29 protein-coding genes are annotated in these 22,757 nt (G+C 64.7%); 27 read left to right on the plus strand and 2 right to left on the minus strand.

Annotated elements, in window-relative coordinates; translation table 11 throughout:
• Positions 1-27: 27 nt before the first annotated feature.
• Positions 28-375, minus strand: a complete 348-nt coding sequence (locus ACNKFW_RS15440) for a helix-turn-helix domain-containing protein (RefSeq protein WP_418024915.1) — start codon at positions 373-375, stop codon at positions 28-30.
• 77 nt (positions 376-452) lie between these two features.
• On the opposite strand from ACNKFW_RS15440, the gene ACNKFW_RS15445 reads away from it, so the two are divergent.
• The 14 genes from ACNKFW_RS15445 (at position 453) to ACNKFW_RS15510 (ending at position 8,080) form a co-directional block, all read left to right on the plus strand.
• Positions 453-665: a hypothetical protein gene (locus tag ACNKFW_RS15445; protein ID WP_214273729.1), complete on the plus strand. Its 213-nt coding sequence runs from the start codon at positions 453-455 to the stop codon at positions 663-665.
• Positions 662-967, plus strand: a complete 306-nt coding sequence (locus ACNKFW_RS15450) for a hypothetical protein (RefSeq protein WP_418024917.1) — start codon at positions 662-664, stop codon at positions 965-967. The genes ACNKFW_RS15445 and ACNKFW_RS15450 overlap by 4 nt, the downstream gene beginning before the upstream one ends.
• Complete coding sequence (locus ACNKFW_RS15455; protein WP_418024918.1) at positions 964-1,122, plus strand: hypothetical protein; 159 nt, start codon at positions 964-966, stop codon at positions 1,120-1,122. The genes ACNKFW_RS15450 and ACNKFW_RS15455 overlap by 4 nt, the downstream gene beginning before the upstream one ends.
• Positions 1,119-1,430, plus strand: a complete 312-nt coding sequence (locus tag ACNKFW_RS15460) for a hypothetical protein (RefSeq protein ID WP_418024920.1) — start codon at positions 1,119-1,121, stop codon at positions 1,428-1,430. Before ACNKFW_RS15455 ends, ACNKFW_RS15460 begins: the two co-directional genes overlap by 4 nt.
• Positions 1,430-2,140, plus strand: a complete 711-nt coding sequence (locus ACNKFW_RS15465) for a hypothetical protein (RefSeq protein WP_418024922.1) — start codon at positions 1,430-1,432, stop codon at positions 2,138-2,140. Before ACNKFW_RS15460 ends, ACNKFW_RS15465 begins: the two co-directional genes overlap by 1 nt.
• A 210-nt stretch (positions 2,141-2,350) precedes the next feature.
• Positions 2,351-2,626: a hypothetical protein gene (locus ACNKFW_RS15470; protein ID WP_418024924.1), complete on the plus strand. Its 276-nt coding sequence runs from the start codon at positions 2,351-2,353 to the stop codon at positions 2,624-2,626.
• Between the two features lie 4 nt (positions 2,627-2,630).
• Positions 2,631-3,005 carry a hypothetical protein gene (locus ACNKFW_RS15475; protein WP_418024926.1) on the plus strand — a complete coding sequence of 125 codons (375 nt, stop codon included), beginning with the start codon at positions 2,631-2,633 and terminating at the stop codon, positions 3,003-3,005.
• Positions 3,006-3,111: 106 nt separating this feature from the next.
• Complete coding sequence (locus ACNKFW_RS15480) at positions 3,112-4,512, plus strand: replicative DNA helicase (protein ID WP_418024928.1); 1,401 nt, start codon at positions 3,112-3,114, stop codon at positions 4,510-4,512.
• Positions 4,505-5,434 carry a DUF1376 domain-containing protein gene (locus tag ACNKFW_RS15485; RefSeq protein ID WP_418024930.1) on the plus strand — a complete coding sequence of 310 codons (930 nt, stop codon included), beginning with the start codon at positions 4,505-4,507 and terminating at the stop codon, positions 5,432-5,434. Before ACNKFW_RS15480 ends, ACNKFW_RS15485 begins: the two co-directional genes overlap by 8 nt.
• Positions 5,431-5,559, plus strand: coding sequence for a hypothetical protein (locus ACNKFW_RS15490; protein ID WP_418024932.1), 129 nt, complete (start codon positions 5,431-5,433; stop codon positions 5,557-5,559). The genes ACNKFW_RS15485 and ACNKFW_RS15490 overlap by 4 nt, the downstream gene beginning before the upstream one ends.
• 8 nt (positions 5,560-5,567) lie before the next feature.
• Complete coding sequence (locus ACNKFW_RS15495) at positions 5,568-5,774, plus strand: hypothetical protein (protein ID WP_418024934.1); 207 nt, start codon at positions 5,568-5,570, stop codon at positions 5,772-5,774.
• The gene (locus ACNKFW_RS15500) at positions 5,771-6,097 is read left to right on the plus strand and encodes a hypothetical protein (RefSeq protein WP_418024936.1); all 327 of its coding nucleotides are present in this window, start codon (positions 5,771-5,773) and stop codon (positions 6,095-6,097) included. Before ACNKFW_RS15495 ends, ACNKFW_RS15500 begins: the two co-directional genes overlap by 4 nt.
• Before the next feature lie 2 nt (positions 6,098-6,099).
• Positions 6,100-6,495 carry a hypothetical protein gene (locus ACNKFW_RS15505; protein ID WP_024844655.1) on the plus strand — a complete coding sequence of 132 codons (396 nt, stop codon included), beginning with the start codon at positions 6,100-6,102 and terminating at the stop codon, positions 6,493-6,495.
• 259 nt (positions 6,496-6,754) lie between these two features.
• Positions 6,755-8,080 carry a phage terminase large subunit gene (locus ACNKFW_RS15510; RefSeq protein WP_418024939.1) on the plus strand — a complete coding sequence of 442 codons (1,326 nt, stop codon included), beginning with the start codon at positions 6,755-6,757 and terminating at the stop codon, positions 8,078-8,080.
• Here the strand turns inward: ACNKFW_RS15510 and ACNKFW_RS15515 are convergent.
• Complete coding sequence (locus ACNKFW_RS15515) at positions 8,077-8,640, minus strand: HNH endonuclease signature motif containing protein (RefSeq protein ID WP_418024940.1); 564 nt, start codon at positions 8,638-8,640, stop codon at positions 8,077-8,079. The genes ACNKFW_RS15510 and ACNKFW_RS15515 overlap by 4 nt on opposite strands.
• 166 nt (positions 8,641-8,806) lie before the next feature.
• Between ACNKFW_RS15515 and ACNKFW_RS15520 the strand changes: the two genes are divergently transcribed.
• The 13 genes from ACNKFW_RS15520 to ACNKFW_RS15580 all read left to right on the plus strand — a co-directional run bounded on the left by ACNKFW_RS15520 (position 8,807) and on the right by ACNKFW_RS15580 (position 22,741).
• Positions 8,807-9,061, plus strand: a complete 255-nt coding sequence (locus ACNKFW_RS15520) for a hypothetical protein (protein ID WP_418024942.1) — start codon at positions 8,807-8,809, stop codon at positions 9,059-9,061.
• The gene (locus ACNKFW_RS15525; protein ID WP_418024944.1) at positions 9,061-11,541 is read left to right on the plus strand and encodes a hypothetical protein; all 2,481 of its coding nucleotides are present in this window, start codon (positions 9,061-9,063) and stop codon (positions 11,539-11,541) included. The genes ACNKFW_RS15520 and ACNKFW_RS15525 overlap by 1 nt, the downstream gene beginning before the upstream one ends.
• A gap of 296 nt (positions 11,542-11,837) precedes the next feature.
• On the plus strand, positions 11,838-13,514 hold the full coding sequence (locus ACNKFW_RS15530; RefSeq protein ID WP_409928050.1) for a portal protein: 1,677 nt from the start codon (positions 11,838-11,840) through the stop codon (positions 13,512-13,514).
• A complete protein-coding gene (locus ACNKFW_RS15535; RefSeq protein WP_418024946.1) occupies positions 13,511-13,840 on the plus strand; it encodes a hypothetical protein in 330 nt (109 codons plus the stop codon). The genes ACNKFW_RS15530 and ACNKFW_RS15535 overlap by 4 nt, the downstream gene beginning before the upstream one ends.
• A complete protein-coding gene (locus ACNKFW_RS15540) occupies positions 13,833-14,477 on the plus strand; it encodes a hypothetical protein (protein WP_418024948.1) in 645 nt (214 codons plus the stop codon). Before ACNKFW_RS15535 ends, ACNKFW_RS15540 begins: the two co-directional genes overlap by 8 nt.
• 3 nt (positions 14,478-14,480) lie before the next feature.
• Positions 14,481-15,512 (plus strand): major capsid protein, encoded by a 1,032-nt coding sequence (locus ACNKFW_RS15545; RefSeq protein WP_409928047.1) that lies wholly within the window; start codon positions 14,481-14,483, stop codon positions 15,510-15,512.
• A gap of 58 nt (positions 15,513-15,570) precedes the next feature.
• On the plus strand, positions 15,571-15,999 hold the full coding sequence (locus tag ACNKFW_RS15550; protein ID WP_418024950.1) for a Bbp16 family capsid cement protein: 429 nt from the start codon (positions 15,571-15,573) through the stop codon (positions 15,997-15,999).
• Entirely contained in the window at positions 15,992-16,315 is a 324-nt protein-coding gene (locus ACNKFW_RS15555; RefSeq protein WP_418024952.1) for a hypothetical protein, read from the plus strand. Before ACNKFW_RS15550 ends, ACNKFW_RS15555 begins: the two co-directional genes overlap by 8 nt.
• A 140-nt stretch (positions 16,316-16,455) precedes the next feature.
• The gene (locus tag ACNKFW_RS15560) at positions 16,456-17,064 is read left to right on the plus strand and encodes a hypothetical protein (protein WP_418024954.1); all 609 of its coding nucleotides are present in this window, start codon (positions 16,456-16,458) and stop codon (positions 17,062-17,064) included.
• On the plus strand, positions 17,064-19,103 hold the full coding sequence (locus ACNKFW_RS15565) for a hypothetical protein (RefSeq protein ID WP_418024956.1): 2,040 nt from the start codon (positions 17,064-17,066) through the stop codon (positions 19,101-19,103). The genes ACNKFW_RS15560 and ACNKFW_RS15565 overlap by 1 nt, the downstream gene beginning before the upstream one ends.
• Position 19,104: 1 nt before the next feature.
• Positions 19,105-19,572 carry a hypothetical protein gene (locus ACNKFW_RS15570; RefSeq protein WP_418024957.1) on the plus strand — a complete coding sequence of 156 codons (468 nt, stop codon included), beginning with the start codon at positions 19,105-19,107 and terminating at the stop codon, positions 19,570-19,572.
• Positions 19,572-20,123 (plus strand): hypothetical protein, encoded by a 552-nt coding sequence (locus tag ACNKFW_RS15575; protein WP_418024959.1) that lies wholly within the window; start codon positions 19,572-19,574, stop codon positions 20,121-20,123. Before ACNKFW_RS15570 ends, ACNKFW_RS15575 begins: the two co-directional genes overlap by 1 nt.
• Positions 20,123-22,741: a hypothetical protein gene (locus ACNKFW_RS15580; RefSeq protein WP_418024961.1), complete on the plus strand. Its 2,619-nt coding sequence runs from the start codon at positions 20,123-20,125 to the stop codon at positions 22,739-22,741. Before ACNKFW_RS15575 ends, ACNKFW_RS15580 begins: the two co-directional genes overlap by 1 nt.
• Positions 22,742-22,757 lie beyond the last annotated feature (16 nt).

Below are 22,757 nucleotides of genomic sequence, written 5' to 3' on the forward strand. Positions count from 1 at the left end.
TGCGAGGTTTTGTTTCCGCCCTTCGATTCATTGTGGAGGCCCCTGATCCTGCGTCTCGCGCTGCCCGCGTGCGGCGGCTCGCAGCAAATCCCGCTCTCCTTGCGTCAGTGACTGCCACAGAAGCACGGCTTCGGATCGAAGCTGCGCCGTGTCGTCCTGAATCATCTCGTCGAGGGTAAGCCCGAAGGCGTGGGCGATCTTCACGGCATCATCGACATTCGTCGAGGCCGGCACGCCCTTCTTGGATCGCTGCATGAACTTCGTGATCTGATCTTTTGATACGCCGGATCTAGCGGCTAGGTCCGGGATGGACCAGCCGGTTGCGGCCAAGGCATCTGAAAGGGCGTCGAAAAACCGCTTTGTCATGCCACGCATCTAAGCGCCCGCAAGAGATTGCCGCCACTGGACAATAGTCCGTTGACGAGCGGTGGACAAAAGTCCATATTTTGGTCATGGACCGAGAACATCTTATCAAAGCGATTCAAGCGCATTCGTCGAAGACCGGGCTCGCCCCGGCGACGATTACCGGACGCGCCGCCAACAACAGCCGGCTCTATGACCGCCTGGTGAACGGCGGCGATTGCACCATGAAGATCGCGCAGAAAGTTCTGGCCTACATGGCCGAGAACCCGCCCGCCCAAACTCCCGAGGAGGCGACGCGATGACCGCTGCCGCCCCCTCTCACCGTTCTGCTGATCGTCCTCATGCACAAGGACCAATCAGCACAGGAACCACTCAAATGTCTTTGCCCAAAGTTTTTGACCCGCGCAGTTTCCGCGCGCGGTTCGCCGCGTTCTGGTCGGATTTCATCCGCGCCAACTACCGGAACCCCGAAGAGGTATCGGTGGCGTTCGGCGTGACCTTCCAGACGGCGCTGAACTGGTGGAACGGCGCGAACCGGCCTTCGGGTGACGTGGTCGCGCTCGCCGGGCGGCGGTTCATGGACTTCATGGAGGGAAGGGGATGATCCTGACCCTCTCCATGCTCAAGACCCTCGTGACGGGGGCGATCATGCTTTTCGTGGGGTTGGCCTTCCTGCCCCACTTCGCTGCCACGCGCCTGACCTCCCTGCAAAAATTTTTGAATGAGGAGATCGAGCGCCGGGAAAGGAAAGCCCAATGACCCTTCCGAAATTCCAGATCACCGTCGAGACGGCGGCCGGCGGGCGCATCAGCCACGTCATCCGGGCGGCGGACAAGCAGGCCGCTATGGAGCGGGCGGTGACGCCCTATCCCGGCGCGATGGTCGTCCGGGTCGAGGAACTGGCCCGGGCCCAGGCGGCGCCCAAGGTGGCGAGGCTCAAACCCGCCGACCGGGCGCGGCGCGAGATGGTCGGCATCCTGCGAGGGCAGGGCTATTCGCTGGCCGACATCGCCGAGGCGCTCAACATCTCCGTGGAGCGGGCGCTGGTGTTGATGGAGGCGGCGTGATGCGGGTGCTGATTGCCTGCGAATGCAGCGGGATCGTCCGCCGCGCCTTTGCCGCTCTCGGCCATGATGCGTGGTCCTGCGACCTGATGCCGGCCGAGGATCGCAGTAACCGCCACATCGTCGGTGACGTGCGCGACCTGCTACACGATGGCTGGGATCTGCTGGCGGTGATGCATCCGCCCTGCACCCGGCTGGCGAATAGCGGTGTCCGCTGGCTCAAGGAGCCGCCGACCAACGCCCCGGACGAAGCCACGACAGCCGAGAAAGCGGCGTGGCACGCGATGGATCGCGACACCCGTCTGGCGATCATGTGGCGACTGCTGGATGAGGGCGCCGCGCTGTTCTCGGACTGCTGGAACGCTCCGATCCCGCGCGTCGCCGTGGAAAACCCGGTCATGCACAAGCACGCCAAGGCGCGCATTCGCGGCTATGAGCCGTTCGCGCAGAGCGTCCAGCCGTGGCAGTTCGGGACCGACGAAGCCGGCCCGGACAACGTGAAAAAGCGCACCTGCCTGTGGTTGCGCGGCCTGCCCAAGCTCAAGCCGACCGGTACGCTGGACGGCAGCACGGCACGCGACGAGATCCACCGCGCGGCGCCGGGGCCGACCCGCAAGGCAGATCGGTCGCGCTTCTTCCCCGGCCTCGCTGCCGCAATGGCATCGCAATGGGGCGGGTTCCCGGATGAAGCGACCGGAAGGGCTTCGGCATGACTCCGACCGCCTCCGTCCGCGTCGAGGATGGCCATGCCGTCATCCGCATACCCTTGGCCGAGGTTCACGGCCTTCGCGTCGCGCTCGCGGAATGCCCGTGCCGCGCACCAAAATCAGTCGAGACACAGGGTATTCGCCAGAGGCTCGCGACGGCGCTGGGGCGCCTCCAGGCCGCGGCGGATGGCCAGTCAACCCATCGGAGGGCCTGAGATGAAGTTCAAGGAAACGGCCGAGGATCTGGCGGTCAAGGATCGCCTCTGGGACGCCACCGAGCGCGAGCTGGAGCATTTCGCCCGGCTCTATGCCGATGGCCATGTTGTCGGAGAGCCCTACAGCGACGCCCAGAAGGACGCGACCAGCGCAGCTAAGCGCAAGGGTTATCCAAAGGGCCTGGTGCGCGACCTCGGCGCCGTTGTCCGTAAGGGCGAATGGGGGGGGGCCGGGTTAAGGCTGCGGGCCAGCTATCGCGCGAGGCTGGGAATCTGAGCTGATGATCGTCGCCAAGGCCACTCTCCCCTGGCCGCCGTCCGGCCTGTCGCCCAACGGATCGCAGGGCGACTACCGCGGCAAGGCCCGCCTCGCCAGCGCCTACAAGGCGCGCTGCTCGCTGCTGATGCGCGAGAAGGGCAGGGCTGTGCCGCGGCTGCCGGCCGGCACGGTCGTGTCACGCATCGTCGTCGTTGCCTGCCCGCCGCCGCGGGTCAGCCGCTACGACTTCGACAACCTTGCCAAGCGGCTCAAGCCGGCCTTCGACGCGCTGGCCGATGCCCTTGGCGTCGATGATGGGGAATGGCGGGCCATGGTGCTGGAGCGCGGCGAGCGGTGCAAGGCGGGCGCGGTGATCGTCGAGGTGGAGGTGGTTTGATGGCTGAACAGAAACCCCAGCAGGCGCCCGCACCGTTCCGCAGCATAGGCGATCTGGCGCGCGAGCTTCTGGAAAGATCCACCAACCAAAAACCGGAGGCAGCGGAATGAATACCGTTACCCCTATCCGAGACGAGGCCCCGGCCATGTTCTCGGTCGAGGCCGAGCAGATGATCCTGGGCGAGCTGCTGATGAATGCGGACCGGGCCGGTCTGGTCGACCGCATGGGCGGTGCTGACCTGTTCTTTGATCCGGTCCATGCCGACATTTTCTCAGCCATTCTGGAAAAGCACAGGGCGGGCCTGTTGGCCGATCCGGTCACGGTCGCCCTGGAAATGGCGGATCACCCCGGCCTGTCAGAGCTGGGCGGCGGCAGGTATCTGGTCCGCATAGCATCCGCATCGCCCGGCCCGGCAGCCGTCAAGGGATATGCAGAGTCCTTGGCGGAACTGGCCCGCAAGCGGCAGATCCAGGCGGCTATTTCCGAGGCGACCGCATCGCTGGCGCGGGGCGACATCAAGGCCGCGGATGTGGCGGCGCGGCTCGAAACCTCCATGATGGCCATGTCGCAGATCGGAGACACGGACGGGCCTGTCTCAATGCTGCGCGCCATGACCGGCGCGATTGAACAGGCTATGACCGCATATCGCGGCGACCATCAGCTTTCGATCCGGTCTGGCATATCGACACTGGACAGCATCATCCCCGGATTTTTCCCTGGCGAACTGACCATCCTTGGCGGTCGCCCCGGATCGGGAAAATCGGCGGTCGCGCTGTCGATTGCGCTTCACGCGGCGCGTGCGGGCCATGCTGTGGCCATCGCCTCTCTGGAAATGACGCCAGAGGCGATGGCCATGCGGGCGGCGTCCGAGGCCACGGCAAACGCTGGGCGCGCCGTTCCTTACATCCAGATGCGCAGCGGAGCGATGACCGAGGATGAATGCCGCATGTTCATCGAGCAGGCCAACGCGGCCGCGCAACTGCCGATCACGTTTTTGTCCAGCAGGTTTTCCGATGCCGGAGCCATGATTTCTGCTGTCCGGCAGATCGCGCGGGCCACAGACCTGAAATTGCTGATCGTGGACTACGCCCAGCTGATGACCGCGCCAGGCAAGAACCGGTATGAGCAGATCACGGCCATTTCGCTCGCCCTCAAGAAGATGGCTGTCACGCTCAAGATCCCGGTCATCGCCCTGTCGCAGCTATCACGCCAGATCGAGAGCCGCGACGACAAACGACCGGTCATGTCCGACCTGCGCGAATCCGGCCAGCTTGAGCAAGACGCCGACAACATTCTGTTCTGTTACCGGGAAGAATACTACCTCCTGCAGGGGCGCCCGGCGATCACCGATCCCGTCGACGCACAGGTCGAGTGGCAGTCCAAGATGGATCGCGCCAAGGGACGCATGGAGATCATCGTCAACAAGCAGCGCATGGGCGAGACGGGCACCGCTCGATGCCGTTGCGCCATGGCGACGAACAGCGTGTGGGGGGATGATTATGCCTGACATACGCGCGGCATGGTTCAAGTTCTACCCCGCCGATTTCATGAACGGGGTGCGGGGCCTCAGCGCCCAGGAAGTCGGTCTCTACACCATGTTGCTGGCCAGGATTTACGAGGAAAACGGGCCGGTAGAATACCACCCTCTGCGCCTCTCGACCTATTGCGGAATGCGAGAAAAGACCTTCGTCAAGACGCTCGAAAAACTGCTCGATCTCGGCAAAATCACCCTGCGCGACGGGATGCTTTCCAACGACCGGGCCGAAGTCGAAATTTCAAATCGTTCGCACGACTTGAAAAATGCATCTAAGGCAGGAAAAGCGAGCGCCGAAAAAAGGCAGCAAAATCAACAAACCCTGGCAACGGACGTTCAACGGGCGATCAACCATACAGATACAGATACAGATACAGAAAGTAGCAGCAGCAATAGGGATAAGAGTGAGGCTACTGTCCGGGCTGATCCGCAGGCTGCTGCGCTGCCGCCAGACGGGACATTTCGAGAGCGATTGATCGAGGCCGCTGGGGGGCATCCAAGCGGGATCAATCCGGCAACAGGCAGGCCGACAGCGATAGGCGATGCGGCTGATATGCTTGCCGTCGATGACTGGCTGGTCCGGCTTGGCCTGACTGAATCCGAGATTGTTTCGGTGATCCGTGACGGGGCTGCCAAGAAGCGCGGCGCCCCGGCGAGCACACTGCGGTTCTTCGACGGACACATGCGCGATTTCGCCGACCAGAAGCGCCAGCGCACTGGAGGAGCATCGGCATCTTCTCCAACGTTCTCCACGCCGGAGGCGGAGGCTGAAAAGCGCGAAATCGACCGGGAATGGGCTGCCATCGGCGACAGGGCTGACCGCGAGGCCGAGGCCCAGCGGCAGAAACTCATGGATCGATATCGCAATCTCCAAGCCAGACAGAGGGCATCATGACCGACCGGAAAATTGTCACCATGCGCGAAGCGGTTACATCAGCGATGCGGCAGATCGAGGCGGCGCGAGCGGAATCCGAAAAGCTCCAGCCCAAGACCATCACCGGCATCGCGCCGACCGAATGAGGACGAGCATGGCCCGACAGACCAACCAACGTGTCCGGGATGTTTTCGGCGAGAGCGGCATCGCGACCGAGTGGGTCGCAGCGGCCTGCGCCGGCAAGGAGGCGTTCGCGACCGCGCAGATGGCGCACAAGGTCGCGACCAAGCGCCGGCTGCCCAGCAGCCATTACCGATGCCGCGCCTGCGGCCTGTGGCATATCGCAAGCCGGAGGAAATGATGGCGCCGCCCTACAAGACCGGACCCATCGACGACGCCGAGGCGTGGATCATCACCACCCCGGACGCGACCTATGCCGAGGCCGCCCGGCGGCATGGCGTGACGCACAACAGCCTGCGCGCCCGCATCTCGAACAAATACGGCTCGCTCGCCGCGGCGCGGCTCATGCGTGACGCCGGGGTGCTGAAGCCTGATGCGGGACGTGTCCTGCGTCCTGTGCGGCGCTGCATGCGGTGCGGCGTGTCGGCCAACATAGATCACGGCATGCGGATGTGTTCAGCATGCCGCAAGGAGGTCGCGCAGCTTCATGACGGAGGGGTGTAATCATGGCCTACAGCGTCGATGAAATAGCCAAGCACAAGGCCGGCATCTGCGAGGCCATCGCAAGCGGATCAAGCCTGCTCCAGCACCTGCGCAAGAAGGGCATGCCGGGGTATACGACCGTGATGAAGTGGCTGGCTGCTGACCCAGATTTCCAGGCCAATTACGCGCGCGCGCGCGAAGCTCAAGCAGACGCCGACGCTGACAAGATCGGCGACATCGTGGACCGCGTGCTGGCGGGCAAGCTGGACCCTCAGGCAGCCCGTGCGGCTATCGACGCGCTGAAATGGACGGCCGGCAAGCGCCAGCCGAAAAAATACGGGGACAAGCTGGATCTGGACATCAACGGCCGCGTGCAGATCGAGCGTGTCGAGGTGAAGTTCGTGGGGGACGAGGAATGATTATCCTATGGCCTCTGATCACGGTGATGATTATCCTCACCCGCATTCGGTGCAGGGCGTTATTGCGGCGCCTCAGCGCGGGAATGCTGTCCCCGGATGAGGCGCGCGAAAAGATGAGGCGCGCCCTCGACCTGCGATCCGCCATGACTGATCTTTCCGATTTATTTCCGCGCGGTCGGTGTCAGCAAAAAATAGACGAGAATATCCTGCTGGTGGACGAGGTAATCCAATCCTGCCGCAATGTCGGATATCCTGACGCATGATCCTCGACGTTCGCCCGCCCAAGGTCTTTGCCCCGCTCTGGAAGTCGAAGCGGCGGTATCTGTGCGCCTGGGGCGGGCGCGGGTCGGGCAAGTCCTGGGACCGGGCCATGCACATGATCGTGCGCCACCTGACGGAGCCCGGCCTTTCGTCGATCTGCCTGCGCGACGTGCAAAAATCCCTCGACCAGTCGGTGTTCAAGCTGCTGGTCGAGACGGCGGCCCGTCTCGGGGTGGCAGATGCCATCAGGCCGGTGGAATCGGATCGGATCATCAGGACGCCGGGCAACGGCATCATCGCATTCAACGGGATGAACGAGTTCAACGCCGAGAACATCAAGTCGCTTGAGGGCTTCGACATCGCTTGGTGGGAGGAAGCCGCGACCGCGGGGCAGGGGCCGCTCGACATGCTGCGCCCGACGCTGCGCAAGCCGGGGTCGCAGATCTGGTTCACCTACAACCCCCGCCTGCGCTCCGACCCTGTGGACGTGATGATGCGCCAGGACGCGCGCTTCGCGGACAGCCGCACGGTCGTCGAGGCCAACTGGCGCGACAACCCGTTCCGCGGCCCCGAGCTGGAGGAGGAGCGGCTGCTGGACCTCGCGGGCGATGAGGCACGCTATCGCCACATCTGGGAAGGCGACTACGAGGCCGAATCGGACATGCAGTTCATCGGCGGCGGGCTGGTGCGCGAGGCGATGGCGCGTGAGCCGAACCCGACCATCGGCGACGAACTGGTGCTGGGCGTGGACGTGGCGCGCTTCGGTGATGACCGCAGCGTGATCTGGGCGCGACGGGGCAGGGACGCCAAGACCGAGATGCCGATCATCATGAAGGGCGCCGATACCATGGCAGTCGCCGCGCGCGTCATGGCCGAGATTGACCGCCTGCGCCCTGATGCCGTGTTCATCGACGAGGGCGGCGTGGGCGGTGGCGTGATCGACCGTTGCCGGCAGATGGGATACAGCGTCGTGGGCGTGAACTTCGGCGGCAAGGCTGATCGCGCCATCGAGGGCGTGCCGAAGACAGCGAACAAAAGGGCAGAAATATGGGCGGTCATGAGGGAGTGGCTCAAATCTGGAGGCTGCGTCCCGGATGATCGCGAGCTTGAGATGGACTTGACTGGCCCGCTTTACTCCTACGACGCGAATAACCGGATCGTATTGGAACGCAAAAGCGATATGAAAAAACGGGGTATTTCCTCGCCAGACATGGCTGATGCATTAGCTCTCACGTTTTCTTACCCGGTGGTCGCTCGCTCCGTGGCAAGGCAGCAAGAGGAGCGCGCGCAAAGCCAGTGGCATCCGGTTTGGGGAGAGGGCTAGCGCCTGCCGTGGTTGGGGTGGTAGCCGTGCTGCGTCTCGGCCGCGCGCCTGACCGCCACGGCTTCGTCTATCGTCGCAAATACACCAAGGTGATGGTTGATACCGCCGTGCCTGATCTTCACGCACCACTTTTGGCAATCGCGGGACCAGTAGACGCCGGTGTGCCCGCTGGTGTTCTTGGCTGATTTTTTTGCGTTGCGCAGGTTCTGAGTTCGTGTTGCCAAACGCAAGTTATCAGCCCGGTTATCGTCCCGAATCCCATTGATGTGATCGACATCACCGGCTGGCCATTCGCCGTTTATAATGGTCAGACAGGCCCTGTGCGCCATGATCTTTACGCCCAGGATGTTGCCATGCAGGTAGCCATTCGCTGTCGTCGCTGTGAGCGCTTCTGCTTCGGCCCAACGCGCGTTCCACATGTTGCGGGCGTGGACTGCTGTCTTGGCGCCGTCCGAGAACCATTCCAGCCCGCGCTCTTTCCAGAACAGCTTGCCAGTCTCAGGTTCGTAGCGCAGCAGTTGACGCAGCTGCTCTGGCGTGGGAAGCGGCTTCTTAGCCATCCTCGATCCTCCATGATCGGGCTATGGTTAGGGTCGCGCTGGTGCTGGTAACACCTCGCGACCCGTTGATTCTACCCGGCCCGGCCTGATGTGCCAAGGCTGACCCTCAACATATATCGCCCCCAGCGCCGCCCATATCCTGCCCCCGAGCAAAGACGGGCGGGCCATGGCGACGACGCAGAATTTCACGGTGGGCAATTCCTGGACGCGGATCGCCAGCGGGCGCGCTGACGGCCGGGTGGTCAAGGTCGAGGGCGCCGGGCAGTTCAACCTCGCCGTCACGGTCGGCGCGAAGTCCATCCCGCCTGACATCCCGCCGCAGACCGGGCATCGCGTCACGGGCAAGACGGACCTGCCGCTCGTCGCCGCCCAGCACCTCTGGGCCAGCGCCTCCACCCCGACCAACCTGACGGTGACCTGATGGCCAGCGCGACGAAACGCATCATCCTGTCCTCGGGTTGGCAGAAGATCGCACAGGCCGAGGGCCGAGAGGCCATGGCGCTGATCGATGCCTATGGCTCGGTGCAACTGGCCGTCGCAGATGGCGAGCCGCCCCGCGGCGATGTGACCAGCGGACACTCGCTCAACGGTTCGATGATGTGGCCGGTCAAAGGGGCAGAAATCATCTGGGCCAGGGGCGCGGGCGTCGCTGTGTCGGTGACTCTGCTCAAGGTCGTTCCCGAGTTCGCCACGCTGGATTCGGCCGCGCTCAAGGTGGCGACGGCATCGGCCCAGGCTGTCGCAACCGCCGCAGCCGGCGCCGCCGCAACGGCAGATGCCAAGGCAGTCACGGCCGACAACAAAGCCACCGCCGCCGACGCCAAGGCGACAGAGGCGCAGCAGGTGCAGGCGAGGCGGGATTTTGCACGGTGGTATCTCACGGATTACCTGCACCCCGACGACATGATGGCCGCGCTAGAGGGCGATATCGCCGGGCAAAACGAGGTCCGGGTTAGCGATGCCATTCGCCTGATGCATGACGATATGCTGCTCTGGTCGGCGCAATCCGGCGGCCGGCAGTCCATCGCGATCTATCCCTGCCTGCGGCTCGCGGTGTGCAAAGAGGCGTTCAGCGAGACGGCCTGTCAGGCGCTTTGGGACATGGACGGCGCGACCTATGGGGCAAACCGCTTTTCGTTCCGCTTCGACAGCACCGAGTTTCGGATCAAGAATTGGCTGGCCGTTGCGTCAATCAGAACCAGTGGGTATTGGGCGCATCACGGCATCACCTATCCCGTCCCCGAGGTGTTTTTCCGCTGGGAGCAATCCGGCGGGAATGCCTATCTATCCTCGATAGAGGGCGGCTGGTCCATCGTCGGGTCTGGGTCGTGGACCGAGCCGGTCGCGGTCAAGCTCTACAACATGCAGCACCTGCGCATCGCCGGTCTGCATGTGCGCGGCCTGCGCAACATCAGCCTGATGATGGAGAATGTCGTCAACAGCGATTTTGACGATGTTAACCTGTTCAATACTGGCTGGCAGCCGACCGAGTTCGGCGGCACGCTTGGGCATATGCCGGCGGCTGTCCGGTTTTCGAATGTCGGCTCAGTCGTGACCTCCACCCAGGCAGTTTTCGACGCGCAGCATGTCGGAAAACTCTTCTGTCTGTCGCAAGCGGGCCAGGTTGACCGGGATCTGAGGCTCAATTTCTGGGCGGAAATCGCCAGCGTGGACAGCCCAACGCAGATCACGCTGGCCGAGGCCCCGAGCGTCAACGTCACGGATCAGACAGGCTCCTTTGAGGCGCTCCGCGCATCCACATCCGGGACGACATGGACGCTGTCCGCGCCGGTTGGGCAGTCTCTGGTCGGCCGCTTCGTGACGCTGGGTTTCGCCCGCTTCCCCGGCGCGGCGATGACCAATCTGGGGACGCTGACCACCACCGTCATCGCCCACTCTGGCGACACCATCACGGTGGCTGACGCCCCGGCGTCCGATGTGACCAACGCGTTGTTGGCCCTCGCGCCGCAGCTGCATGTGGACCGGCTGGTTCATGCGCCCGGCGTGTCTCGCACCGACAATGTCGGATTTACCAACTTGCGCTGCGAGGGCACCGGCTATGCCAACGTGGCGGTAATCCCGGCGCTGCTCGGCAACTGCTCCGCCATCGAAATCACCAATGCCAAATTCCACGGCACCGGCAACGGCAGCAACAACTATGGCGGCACCGCGACCTGCCTGTTCTTGGGCACCGCTGATGGTTTCAGCTTCTCGGGCTGGCTGGAGCAATGCGGCAACAGCCCGCGCTACGGCGCGGTAGCGGTCGCGGGCAACAGGGTGCGGGCCGATTTCTACGGCAAATTGACGCCTTATGGCGATGGGTCGCGGTCTGCCATGACCTATGTGGACCCGCCTGCCGGATCGACCGAGGTGCAGATACGCTGGGGCATGGTGCATCCGAGTGGGACGTTCCCGCGCGCGTCCCAGGCTGCGCATCGCTTTGGCCCCAATGGCTCGCCTGAGATGGTGGTGAGCATCGCCTCGCCGCCGCGCCCGACGACTGGTGCGCCGATCCTGACGCCGACACGGCTGGGAGAGGTGACTGCAACCTCCCTGCGCGGGGATGCGGTCACACAGGGGCAGACCACCGGATCGGCGCAGGTGACATATCCGCGCGCCATGGCGGTTGGCTTCGGCGGCAACACGGGCGACGTCAACCCAGAGGCGGTGACTGACCTGGACGCGATTGTAGGCAGATGGAGGGCAGTTCGGATTGCATCTGGTCCCGGCGGGGATGGCTATGTCATTGAAGCCAAGCGCCAGGTGGGCAACACCTGCATCCAAGTCGGCTGGCGCATCCAGTTCAACCAGCCTCCCCGCCTGATCATGCGCCACAACAACAACACAGGGGGCGCCTGGGGTGACTGGTATTACCTCGACGGCACCCTCCTAACCCCCTGACAGGAGGCGGCATGCCTGACCCGCTCAACCCGCCTCGTGCGGGATTGGCGTTAGGCCAACATATATCACCCGCTGCCAGCCTCGCATGATGCCCTCGACGAAAACGAGAGGTCATCATGTGCGGAAGCCCGGACGTTCCTGAACCGACACAATACCAGGCCAGCAAGGCTCCGGTGTTCAACACCGCCTCGCGCCCCCGGTCCAAATCGGGCCGGCAGGGCACCATCCTGACCGACACCGCCGGGCAGAGCTACGCGCCCGACGGTAAAAAGACCATCTTGGGGGCCTGATCGTCCATGCCCGCCGTCGTCAACCAGCAACTGCGCAAGACCCTGGACTATCGCCGGCAGGCGATGAATCAGGAGTTCGACTATTGGCAGGCGCATTTCCGCGAGTTGCGGGATGCGATCCAGCCGACGCGCGGGCGGTTCGAGGCGAACGAGCGGCGCAGCGATTCCTCGATCAACAAGCGCATTCTCGACAACACCGCCCAGATGGCCCTGCGCACGCTGCGCGCCGGGCTGATGTCGGGCGTCACCTCGCCGTCGCGCCCCTGGTTCCGCCTGGGCCTGCGCGGCTCGACGGCCGACGAGGCCGAGTTCGAGGTCAAGGACTGGCTGCACGAAGTCCAGCGCCGGATGTATGAGGTCATGCGCGGGTCGAACATCTACCGCATGCTCGACAGCACCTATGGCGACCTGGGCCTCTACGGCACCGCGGCCAACCTGATCGTCCCGGATTTCGAGGACGTGGTGCGCGGCCACAATCTCCAGGTCGGGCGCTTCCGGCTGGGCGAGGACGGCAACGGCCGCGTCACCGCGCTTTACCGCGAGATCAAGATGCCGGTGCGTGGCATCGTCGAAACCTGGGGGCTGGATGGCGTGTCGCAGCACGTCAAGCGCGCCTGGGACACGGGCGAGTATTACCAGACCTTCACCATATGCCACATGATCGACAAGCGCGCCGATGGCGACCCGAAGGCCATGCAGGCCAGCGGCAGGGCTTGGGCTTCGATCTATTGGGAAAAGGATGCGCCCGGCGGTCAGTTCCTCCAGATCGGCGGGCACCGCGTCAAGCCGCTTCTGGCGCCGCGCTGGGAACAGGTTGAGGGCGAGGCTTGGTCGGCGTCGTCTCCCGGCATGGTCGCCCTCGGCGACGCCCGCTCGTTGCAGGTGTCGCAGGAACAGAAGGCCATCGCGATCCAGAAGATGCACAACCCGCCGCTGATCGGCGGGCCGACGCAGGGCGCGATGTTTTTCAAGAACGTGCCGGGCGGCTTCACGGCCATGGCGACCACCGATCTTTCCACCGGCGGCATCAAGCCGGCCTATGAAGTCAGGCCGGATATCCAGGGCCTGCTGCTCGACATCCAGGAAACGCAGCGCCGGGTCGAGGTCGCGTTCTACAAGGATCTGTTCCAGATGACCGCGCTGGCGCTGGACGGGCGCAGCCAGATCACCGCGCGCGAGATTGCCGAGCGGCACGAGGAAAAGCTGATGGCCCTGGGCCCGGTTCTGGAAAGCCTGGACCATGAGCTGCTGCAACCGCTGATCGAGGCGACGTTCGCCTATATGCAGGAGGCAGACATCCTGCCCGAGGCGCCCGAGGGTATCGTGGGCCAGCCGATCAAGGTCGAATACATCTCGCTGCTGGCCCAGGCGCAGAAAGCCATCGGGATCGGTGCGATCGAACGGACCATCGGGTTCGCCGGCACGCTGGCTCAGATCAAGCCCGACGTGATCGACATGATCGACGGCGAGCAGATGATGCGCGAGTTCGCGGACCAGGTTGGCGGCCCGCCCGGCATCCTGCTGTCGCCCGACGAGCTGCGCGAGGTCCGCGACGCCAAGGCGCGCGCCGCTGCGCAAGCCCAGGCAGTGGCGGCCGCAGAGCCGATGGCGGGCGCAGCCAAGCTGCTCAGCGAGGCCAACCTGAACGGCATCGACGCCCTGCAACGGGGGGCGGCGCTATGACCGAGCGGATCGCGGAAATCATCGCGGAGCGCCGGGCGCTGGAGGTCCGGCAGGCGTGGGACGCCGTGCTGCGCACCCGCGAGGGGCGGCTGGTGATGTGGTCGATCCTCGAACGCTGCCACCTGTTCGCGCAGACGCACCTCGGCACCGACCTGGACGGCCTGCGGGCCGGCCAGCGCGAGGTCGGCCTGATGATCCTGAACGACCGCATCTTCCCGCACGACGTGCGCACTTTCGCCGCCATGCAGATCGAACACGCCGAGATGATGGACCGCATCCATCTCGCCGCAGAACAGCAAGTCGAAAAGGAACAAGCTGATGAGTGAGGAAGCCAATGCCTCGACCGACACCACCGAAGCCGCCGCGGCGACCGCCGCCGAAGGGGACGACGCCAATGTGACGGATGCCGCCGCGGCCGCCGAGCAAGAGGCCGCCGAGGGCAAGGATGCCGAAAAGGCCGGCGACGCCGAAGCGGGCGCAGAAGCCTTCTCGCTTGCCGCCCCCGAAGGGGCCGAGGCATTCCAGGCCGATTTCGACGCCTTCGCTGGCGACATGGACGCCTGGCTCAAGGCCAATCCGAACGCCACGGCGCGCGAGGCGCTGACCGAAGCGGCGATGCGGCAGGCGCGTGTCGCGGGCGATGCCCAGAAACAGATGCTGGAGCAGCGGAATGCCCAGCTGGATGCCTGGGCCGGCGACCTGCGCAAGGATGCCGAGTTCGGAGGCGAGAAATACGACGCCAATGTCGCCACGGCCGTGAAGGGCCTGGAGGCGGTCGGATCTCCCGAACTCCGTAAGATGCTCGACGATACGGGGCTGGGAAGCCACCCGGACGTTGTGCGCGCCTTCTGGAAGGTGGGGCAGATGGTGGCGGATACCGCCGTCGTCACCGGACAGACAGGCACTTCGACGCGTCGCAGTTTCGCCGACGCACTCTATGGCAACGGCAACGGAAAGGACTAACCCATGGCCGAGCTGAACGTGAAGAATCCGGGCCTTGTCGATATTCTGTCGCGCACCGACCCGGACGGCAAGATCGCCAACATCATCGAGCTTGCCGAGAAATCGAACCCGATCCTCAAGGATGCGGTGTTCACGGAATGCAACGACGGCACCAAGCACCAGCACGTCATCCGCACGGGCATTCCCGAGCCGGCATGGCGCCGCTACAACGCCGGCGTCAAGCAGGGCAAGACCACCACCGCAAAGGTCGTGGACACGACCGGCATGGCTGAGGAGTTCTCGGTCGTGGACGAGGCGCTGGCCAAGCTGAACGGCAACGAGGCGGCGTTTCGCGCGTCCGAGATGTCGGGCCTGATCGAAGGCTTCAACCAGTTCATGGCCCGGAACATGATCTATGGCTCGACCGCCGTGACCCCCGACGGGTTCATGGGGCTGGACGTGCGCTACGACGATCCCGCCGTGGCTTCGGGCCGCCAGCTGATCAATGCCGGCGGCACGGGTTCCGACAACACCTCGATCTGGTTCGTGACCTGGGGGCCTCGCGCCACCACGTTGCTGTATCCCAAGGGCTCGGCGGCCGGCCTGTCTCACAAGGACATGGGCGCCCAGCTCTGGGATGCGCAGGATGGCAGCGGCAAGTTCCGCGCCCTGGTCGACCACCTGAAATGGGACATGGGCCTGTCGGTGGGCGACTGGCGTGGCAACGCGCGGATCTGCAACATCGACGTGTCGGCGCTGACCAAGGACGCGGCGACCGGCGCGGACCTCCTGGATCTGATGATCGACGCCGAGGAGATGATCGACACGGCCAGCCGCGTCGGCATCGACAGCAAGGGCAACCTGGTCGAGGGCAAGACCGTCATCTATGTCGGCCGCACCGTGGCGAAGTTCTTGCGCAAGCAGGCACTGAACAAGAAGAACGTCCAGCTGCGCGTCGAGGAGGTCGCGGGCGAGCGCGTCACCATGTGGGGCGACATGCCGGTGCGCCGACTGGACGCGATCAGCAACGCCGAGGCTGCGATTACCTTCCCGTAAGAACAGGCCCGGCCCTGCGCGGGCCGGGCGTCACCATCATCTCGACATGGAGGATGCCATGCATCTCGACGCACAAAACCTGTTCTCGGACGCGCAGGCCCTGACCGCCACGGCCGTCTCGACGAACCACATCGATCTGGGCGATACGGCGCAGCCCGTCCTGTCGCCGGCCGCGCTCAAGCGCGACATCGGCGGCAACTACGATATCCCCCTGCTGGTGCAGGTGGTCGAGGACTTCGCCGACGGCACCAGCGTCACGGTGCAGGTCCAGATGGCCGCGGCCAACACCTTCGCCAGCTCGAAGGTCGTCGCGTCCTCGCCCGCCATCCCGGTCGCCGATCTCAAGGCGGGCTACAAGTTCCCCGTGCCGGTCATCCCGTTCGGCGCCGATCAGCGCTACATGCGGCTGAACTACGTCGTGGTCGGCACGCCCACTGCGGGCAAGATCACGGCCGGCATCGCTGCGGGGCTCCAGACCAATGGCTGATGAGCGCAAGATGTGGGTCGTGGCCAAGCTGCGCGGGCAGTCGCCCGACCGGCTCTGGCACGAGCCCGAGGACGGCCCGTTTCGCATCGAGGCGGGCCTGTTCTCCGAACGCTGGATGCGCGAGGCGACCGAGGCCGAGGTGTTCGAGGCCACGGGCCAATCGCCCGAGCCGGCGAGCGAGGCCAAGGATATGGCCGACATGTCCGACGACGAGCTGCGCGCCCATTACGAGACGGTCATGGGCGAGAAGCCCCACCACGCGATGAAGCGCGAGACGATGATCGAGCGCGTCACCGAGAAGCTGAACGCCGACTGATCGGCTGCCCGGTCCCGTCATGGGGCCGGGCTTTCCTGGAGGCCACCATGCTCATCATCCTTGCCATGAACTATGCCGCCGCCGTGATCGCCCTCCAGGCGGCAGGGCTGTGGATCGACCCGCGATAACCGGAGCCTCCGATGCAATCCGCCATCGCCATCTGCAATGTTGCGCTGACGACCTATCTGGGGTCGAGAACCATCACGGCATTCGAGGAATCCTCGCCGGAAGCGGAGCAGTGCAAACTGCACTATGACCGCATCCGCCGGTCGCTGCTGGAGCGCTGGCCTTGGGTCTTTGCCTCGCGCCGCGAAAAGCTGGTCGAGGAGACGCTGAACGACCGGGCCGGCGCGTGGTCCTATCGCTACGCCCGGCCCGGACACATGGCGGCGATCCGCTGGGTGAACGATGTCACCGCAGCGCGCATGGCGATGCAGATGGGCCAGTCGCCCGACACGCTGCGCGAGGTGACGGCGGATTCGATCTATTCCGACGTGCCGGGGGCCGTGATCGAATACACCCGCGATGTCACCGATCCGACCGTGTTTTCCGCAGGCTTTGCCGACACGCTGGCCGCGCATCTGGCCGCCGCAATCGCGATGCCGATCACGAGGGACGCGGCGAAGGTGACAGGCGCCAAGCGCGAGGCGACGGAACTGCTCGACCAGGCCATGGTTGCCGATTTCAACAGCCGGCCCGCAACCGAGCAGACCTTCTATCCCATGCAACTGCGCGTGAGGGGCTTCTGATGCCGGCCGCCCGCATCCAGCCATCCTTCGCCTCCGGCGTCCTCGGCCCGGCGCTCTGGGGCCGTATCGATCTGGCGCGCTACGACACAGCCCTGCGCAAGGGCCGCAACGTATTCGTCCACGCCCACGGCGGCGTCAGCAACCGGCCGGGCCTGCGGTTCGTCTGCGAGGTCATGGACAGCACATATCGCCACCGGCTTCTGCCCTTCGTGCGCGAGGCGGATGACGCCTCGGTGCTGATCCTGGGTCAGAACGAGATGGGCTTCGTCAAGAACGGCGCGCGGCTGCAATCCGGGGGGGCGGATTACACCATCGCGACGCCCTGGACCGCGGACCAGGCCCAGGCGCTGGATGCTGTGCAATCGGTCGATGTGATCTTTACCGCGCACCGTGAGGTCGCGCCGCGGCGGATCATGCGCAATGGCGAAACGGATTGGAGCATCGCCACGGTTCCGATCAACCCGGCGGTGCCGAGCCCCACCATCACTTCCGGCACGTCGAGCGGCAGCGGTAGCGACATTTATCGGTATCGAGTTTCCGCCGTGGTGGATGGTGTCGAAGGCTTCCCTTCGCCGGTGGGACTGGTGGAAAACGCGGGCTATCTAGGGGAGCAGGGAGCCTGGAACCAGATAGAATATACCTCGGTCCCCGGCGCGTCGGAGTATCGAGTCTATCGGATGCGAAACGGTGTTCCGGGCTACATCGGGTTCACTACCTTGCTGGTTTTCCGGGATGACAATATCTCGCCGGACACGACCGTTACACCGCCGGTCCAGGCGGACCTTTTCGACGAAGCCGGCAAGTACCCCTCCGTCGTCTCGATCTACCAGCAGCGCCTGGCCTTCGGCGCGAGCGACGAGCAACCGGAGACGATCTGGCTTTCGCGCGTCGCGGATTACCTGAACTTCACGCGGTCGCAGAACATGACCTCATCCGACCGGGCGGAGTTCGACATGGCCGGCGAGCAGCTGAACCGCATCCGCGCGATGCTCCAGCTGCGCGAATTGCTGGTGTTCACCAGCGCGGGCGAATTTTCGGTGACGGGGCCGGATGGCGGGTTCGATGCGCTTAACCCCATCGTGACGCAGCACGGCTATATCGGAAGCGCGGCGGTCAAGCCGCTGGTGGCGGATGACACGGTCCTGTTTGTGGACCGATCCGGCCGCGGGGTTCGCGATCTGCGCTATACTTACGAAAGCGACGGCTATTCCGGCAACGATCTGACCATCTTTGCTTCGCATTTCCTGCGTGGCCGCCGCATCGTCAGCTGGGCCATGGCCAAGAACCCCTGGTCGATCATCTGGGTGGCCTTGGACAATGGCAAGCTGCTGGCGCTGACCTACAAGCGCGAGCATCAGGTCTGGGCATGGACGGAGATGGATATCGACGGCGTGGTCGAAAGCGTGGCCTGCATCCCGGAAGGTGCGAACGATGCCACCTACCTGATCGTGCGGCGCGAGGTGGACGGGCAGCAACGTCGCTATGTCGAGCGGTTCGACGACAGGGATTTCGCCACGGCCTCCGATGCGTTTTTCGTCGATTGCGGCATCACCTATGCCGGGGCGCCCGCGATCACGATTTCGGGGCTGGATCACCTGGAGGGGCGCGAGGTCGTCGCCCTGGCCGACGGCGACGTGATTACCGGCCTGACGGTTCAGGGCGGTGCCGTGACCCTGCCACACGCCGCTGGCGTGGTGCATGTCGGACTGCCCTTCACCGCCGAGATGGAGACGCTGCCGCCGGCCATCCAGTTCGATGATGTCGGATCGGCGCGGGGCCGGCCGCACAGCGTCAGCGCGGTTCGGATCCAGATGGAGAACACCCGCGGCATCAAGGTCGTCACCGATGACGGCCGGGAAAGCGAGCTGGTGCAGACCGGCGGCGATCTGTCCGAGGAAATCCCGCTCTGGACCGGGATGCACGAATTGACCGTCCCGGCGCAATGGAACCGCGACGGAACGGTGACGCTGCGGCAGGACTATCCGCTGCCCATGACGGTGCTGGCCATCTCGGTCGAGCTTAGCATCGGCAGGAACTGACATGGCGGTCACGGTCGCGCCCGTCACGCCCGATGTGATCGACGCCCTGCTGCCGCGCCTGCGCCCCATAGACCGCCTGGAGCTGGACTGCATGGGGACGGGCGACGCGCGGGCCGATCTGCTGCGGCTGGTTGCCGGGTCGCGCCGGTCCCGCGCAGCATACATGGATGGCGATCTGGTCTGTATCTTCGGGGTGAAGGCGGCGACGGCCCTGTCCTATACCGGCTTCCCCTGGGCGATGATGACGCGCGCCGTGGACCGGCCGCAGGTGCGGCGCGAGTTCGTCGCGGGGTCGCGGGTCGGGGTGGAATGGCTGGGCCAGGACTTCCACCGGCTCTGGAACCTGGTGGCCGAGGAAAACCTGGTCGCGCGGCGCTGGCTCCGCTGGATCGGCTTCCGGTTCGACGCGGAAAAGACGGTGGTGTTGCAGGGGCATCGCTTCCTGCATTTCGAGATGGAGATGAACTGATGTGCCTTGATCCGCTGACCGCCGCACTGACCGCCGCCACTTCGTCCGGGGGAGGCGGCCTGTTCAGCAGCCTGGGATCGCTGTTCAGCATCGGCTCCGGCGTGGTCGGCGCTTATTCTGCGGTCCAGCAGGGCCGAGCGGCGCAGGCCGCAGCCGAGGCCACGGCGAAACAGCAGGAAGCCGCGGCGCGGGAATCGATCCGCCAGGGCGAGGACGAGTCCGAGCGCAAGCGCCGGGCCGGTGCGGCCGTGCTGGCGCAGCAACGCGTCGCAATGGCAGCGAACGGCGTCGATGTCAGCTCGGCCTCGGCCATCGAGATGCTGGACGACACCAAGGCCGCCATCGAGGACGATGCGTTCGCGATCCGGCAGAACTTCCGCAACCAGGCGGGCAACTATTCCCAGATGGCGGCCAACAGCCGCACCGAGGGCGCCAATGCCTTGTCGCAGGGGCGCTGGGGCGCAGCCAGCACGATCCTGTCGACCGGCGCCAAGGTTGGCGAGAAATACAGCCAATGGGCGCGTGACCGTGCAACTCCGAGGTATGCGTGATGGCAATGAGGGTTCCGCAATATGAGCGCCGCGAGGTGGTGCAGGCCCGTCAGCCCGTGGGCGTGGCGGCGCGCCAGTCCGGTTTCGGGCAGGTCGCCAAGGGCCTGGCAGATGTCGGGCAGATGTTCGACCAGTGGCAGGCCGATGTCGATGAGGCCGACGCCAAGGCGGCGGATACTGCGTTCGCAAAGACCGTCAGGGAAACGCTCTATGACCCGGAGCGCGGCTATCTCTATGCCCAGGGCGGTGATGCTCTATCCCGTCGCAAGGCGGCCATGGATGGCCTACAACGTGCCTATGACCAGCGGTTGAGCGAGCTAAGCCCGGCCGCGAAGGAGATGGCGCAGCGCGCGCTCGATAGCCGACTCCAGTCCGCGAATCTCGACATCGACCAGCACGCCGGGCGGGAGCGGATCACCTATCTGGACAGCCAGGCCGACGCCCGTATTCAGGCGGCAGCCGATGACGCGGTTCTCAACCCCGCACTGCTGGACCGTTCCATGCAGATCGCGCGAAACGAGATAGCCGAGAAGGCATCACGGCAGGGCTGGTCGCCAGAGCAGACGCAGGAGGAGCTGGGCCGGGTCCAGTCCGAGGTCTACCGCCTCACGTCCATGAACATGATGCAGAACGATCCCGTCGCAGCGGCCGAGTTCGTCGCGACGAATGCGGACAAGTTTTCCGCCGTCGATCTGATGAACCTGCACAGCGCGCTAGTCGGCCCCCTCAGCGAGGCCGCGGGGCGGGATGCGATCGCAGCGGCGCAATCTGCCGGTGGCGCGATTGATCAGGTGGCAGATCGTATTATCGGCGCGGAAAGCGGCGGGAACCCGACCGCCAAGAACCCCAATTCTACTGCATCGGGCTTGGGACAGTTCATCGACAGCACTTGGTTGAAAACGGTGAAATCCTACCGCCCGGACCTTGCGGCCGGCAAATCGGATGCCGAAATTCTGGCGCTTCGATCCGATGCCGCCCTGTCGCGTGAGATGACAAAGCGGTATGCTGCGGAAAACTCGGCCGCGCTGCTGCGGTCGGGACATGCCGCAACGCCGGGGAATGTCTATCTGGCTCACTTCCTCGGCTCCGGCGGCGCGAACTCCATTCTTTCCGCCGATGATGGCGCGGCTGTGGAAACCATCCTTCCCGAGGAGGTGATTAAGGCGAACGGATTCCTGCGCGGCATGAGTGTCGCTGACCTGAAGGCATGGTCCGCCAGGAAGATGGGCGGGGCGGTGGCTCTAAGCCCCCAGGTCGCCTCTGCGATCAACACCCTTCCCGGCAACCTTGCCGCGCAAGTGCGCGAGACAGCAGCCAGCGGGGTCGCATCGTGGTCGACCAAGCAGCAAGCCGCGGTCAAGGCCCAGATCCAGCAGGTCGAGGACAACGTAAGGCTCAGGATTGCGACCGCAGATCCGACGCTTACGGCTCAGGAAATCCTGAACATGGGCATTGATGACGGGACCAAGGCCACGTTGCTGAACTCGTTCAACGAAAAGACCAAGGCCGTCCAGCAGACCCGCGCCGATGTTCTGGCCTTCGGCGAAGGTGGCGGGCTGCGCATCGACCGATACAGCGCCGACGGCAAGAAACGTGTCGATAATCTCTGGAACGAGATGTCCAGCAGCCTGCCCGAGGGCGCCGACGCTGGCGCCTTGGCGGCTGGGATCGTCGAGCAGACCGGCCTTGTCCCCGCGCCGATCATGGGCGCGCTGCGAACGGCTCTTTCTGGTCAGGATTCTGCCGGAATGAAAGACGCGCTCATTCTCGCCTCGCGCCTGCATTCCCTCGATCCTGCTGCCTTCGGGCGGCGCGAGGGAGGGTCTGAAATCGCCGACAAGGTGGCGATGTTCAATCATTCGACCGGCGTGCTGGGCTTGTCTCAGGACGAGGCCGCCAAACAGATCATGGACCTGAACGACCCGCAGAAGCGTCGCGAGCGAGATGCGCTATTGAAGTCTGAGGGCGCCAAAAAATGGATCAAGGACACGGCGACGCCAGAGAGCGTCAGGGCGATATTCGACCCCGGGATTTTCAGCCGTGCGCCGGCCCTCGGTGAAAATGAGCTGCAAAAATCTGCGGCGGTCGAAGAGTATGGCGAGATACTGGAGCAGGCCCTTTTTGATGCTGGCGGCGACCAGGACAAGGCGAAGGTGCTTGCCGACGAGCGGTTCCGTCGGCTTTACGGCCCCTCGAAATACCTGCCTTCCGGTTCTGGTGCCGTCACCCGTTTGCCTCCTGAGGTGACCTATCCGCCCGGTATCGACGGCTCCCACGATTATATCGGCGAGCAGGCACGCGCGGCTCTCGCAGAGGAGGGGATCGTGCCGAAAGAAGGGTTCGTTCAGTCGGTATTCCTCCAGGCATACGATGACACGGCCGCCGATGTGCAGGCCGGGCGCCCGCCGCGCTATGAGCTTTGGTTCGTGGATGGGGAGGGTAAGGTTCAGCGCGCGCAGCATCCGTTCTATGCCGAGCCTCCGTCGCAGGACGAGGCCCTGGCGGCTCGGAAGGCCGAGGCAATGAAGGAGCGTGACCGGCTGATGAAACTTCATGAGCAAGGTAAGGAACTCATGGAAAACTCGCCACTCTATGGCGCTGCCGCCGTCAGCTTTTGATTTTCAGGGAGAGCAG

The organism is Paracoccus sp. TD-10 (assembly GCF_048270675.1).
GTDB lineage: Bacteria > Pseudomonadota > Alphaproteobacteria > Rhodobacterales > Rhodobacteraceae > Paracoccus > Paracoccus pantotrophus.

Coding starts and splice junctions, on each gene's coding strand:
- ACNKFW_RS15540 (WP_418024948.1), top strand. CDS start 13,833: ATGAGTGAGGAAGCCAATGCCTCGACCGACACCACCGAAGCCGCCGCG.
- ACNKFW_RS15445 (WP_214273729.1), top strand. CDS start 453: ATGGACCGAGAACATCTTATCAAAGCGATTCAAGCGCATTCGTCGAAG.
- ACNKFW_RS15495 (WP_418024934.1), top strand. CDS start 5,568: ATGGCCCGACAGACCAACCAACGTGTCCGGGATGTTTTCGGCGAGAGC.
- ACNKFW_RS15510 (WP_418024939.1), top strand. CDS start 6,755: ATGATCCTCGACGTTCGCCCGCCCAAGGTCTTTGCCCCGCTCTGGAAG.
- ACNKFW_RS15555 (WP_418024952.1), top strand. CDS start 15,992: ATGGCTGATGAGCGCAAGATGTGGGTCGTGGCCAAGCTGCGCGGGCAG.
- ACNKFW_RS15520 (WP_418024942.1), top strand. CDS start 8,807: ATGGCGACGACGCAGAATTTCACGGTGGGCAATTCCTGGACGCGGATC.
- ACNKFW_RS15580 (WP_418024961.1), top strand. CDS start 20,123: ATGGCAATGAGGGTTCCGCAATATGAGCGCCGCGAGGTGGTGCAGGCC.
- ACNKFW_RS15480 (WP_418024928.1), top strand. CDS start 3,112: ATGAATACCGTTACCCCTATCCGAGACGAGGCCCCGGCCATGTTCTCG.
- ACNKFW_RS15535 (WP_418024946.1), top strand. CDS start 13,511: ATGACCGAGCGGATCGCGGAAATCATCGCGGAGCGCCGGGCGCTGGAG.
- ACNKFW_RS15455 (WP_418024918.1), top strand. CDS start 964: ATGATCCTGACCCTCTCCATGCTCAAGACCCTCGTGACGGGGGCGATC.
- ACNKFW_RS15525 (WP_418024944.1), top strand. CDS start 9,061: ATGGCCAGCGCGACGAAACGCATCATCCTGTCCTCGGGTTGGCAGAAG.
- ACNKFW_RS15470 (WP_418024924.1), top strand. CDS start 2,351: ATGAAGTTCAAGGAAACGGCCGAGGATCTGGCGGTCAAGGATCGCCTC.
- ACNKFW_RS15560 (WP_418024954.1), top strand. CDS start 16,456: ATGCAATCCGCCATCGCCATCTGCAATGTTGCGCTGACGACCTATCTG.
- ACNKFW_RS15515 (WP_418024940.1), bottom strand. CDS start 8,640: ATGGCTAAGAAGCCGCTTCCCACGCCAGAGCAGCTGCGTCAACTGCTG.
- ACNKFW_RS15460 (WP_418024920.1), top strand. CDS start 1,119: ATGACCCTTCCGAAATTCCAGATCACCGTCGAGACGGCGGCCGGCGGG.
- ACNKFW_RS15530 (WP_409928050.1), top strand. CDS start 11,838: ATGCCCGCCGTCGTCAACCAGCAACTGCGCAAGACCCTGGACTATCGC.
- ACNKFW_RS15575 (WP_418024959.1), top strand. CDS start 19,572: ATGTGCCTTGATCCGCTGACCGCCGCACTGACCGCCGCCACTTCGTCC.
- ACNKFW_RS15465 (WP_418024922.1), top strand. CDS start 1,430: ATGCGGGTGCTGATTGCCTGCGAATGCAGCGGGATCGTCCGCCGCGCC.
- ACNKFW_RS15485 (WP_418024930.1), top strand. CDS start 4,505: ATGCCTGACATACGCGCGGCATGGTTCAAGTTCTACCCCGCCGATTTC.
- ACNKFW_RS15500 (WP_418024936.1), top strand. CDS start 5,771: ATGATGGCGCCGCCCTACAAGACCGGACCCATCGACGACGCCGAGGCG.
- ACNKFW_RS15505 (WP_024844655.1), top strand. CDS start 6,100: ATGGCCTACAGCGTCGATGAAATAGCCAAGCACAAGGCCGGCATCTGC.
- ACNKFW_RS15570 (WP_418024957.1), top strand. CDS start 19,105: ATGGCGGTCACGGTCGCGCCCGTCACGCCCGATGTGATCGACGCCCTG.
- ACNKFW_RS15565 (WP_418024956.1), top strand. CDS start 17,064: ATGCCGGCCGCCCGCATCCAGCCATCCTTCGCCTCCGGCGTCCTCGGC.
- ACNKFW_RS15545 (WP_409928047.1), top strand. CDS start 14,481: ATGGCCGAGCTGAACGTGAAGAATCCGGGCCTTGTCGATATTCTGTCG.
- ACNKFW_RS15550 (WP_418024950.1), top strand. CDS start 15,571: ATGCATCTCGACGCACAAAACCTGTTCTCGGACGCGCAGGCCCTGACC.
- ACNKFW_RS15450 (WP_418024917.1), top strand. CDS start 662: ATGACCGCTGCCGCCCCCTCTCACCGTTCTGCTGATCGTCCTCATGCA.
- ACNKFW_RS15490 (WP_418024932.1), top strand. CDS start 5,431: ATGACCGACCGGAAAATTGTCACCATGCGCGAAGCGGTTACATCAGCG.
- ACNKFW_RS15440 (WP_418024915.1), bottom strand. CDS start 375: ATGCGTGGCATGACAAAGCGGTTTTTCGACGCCCTTTCAGATGCCTTG.
- ACNKFW_RS15475 (WP_418024926.1), top strand. CDS start 2,631: ATGATCGTCGCCAAGGCCACTCTCCCCTGGCCGCCGTCCGGCCTGTCG.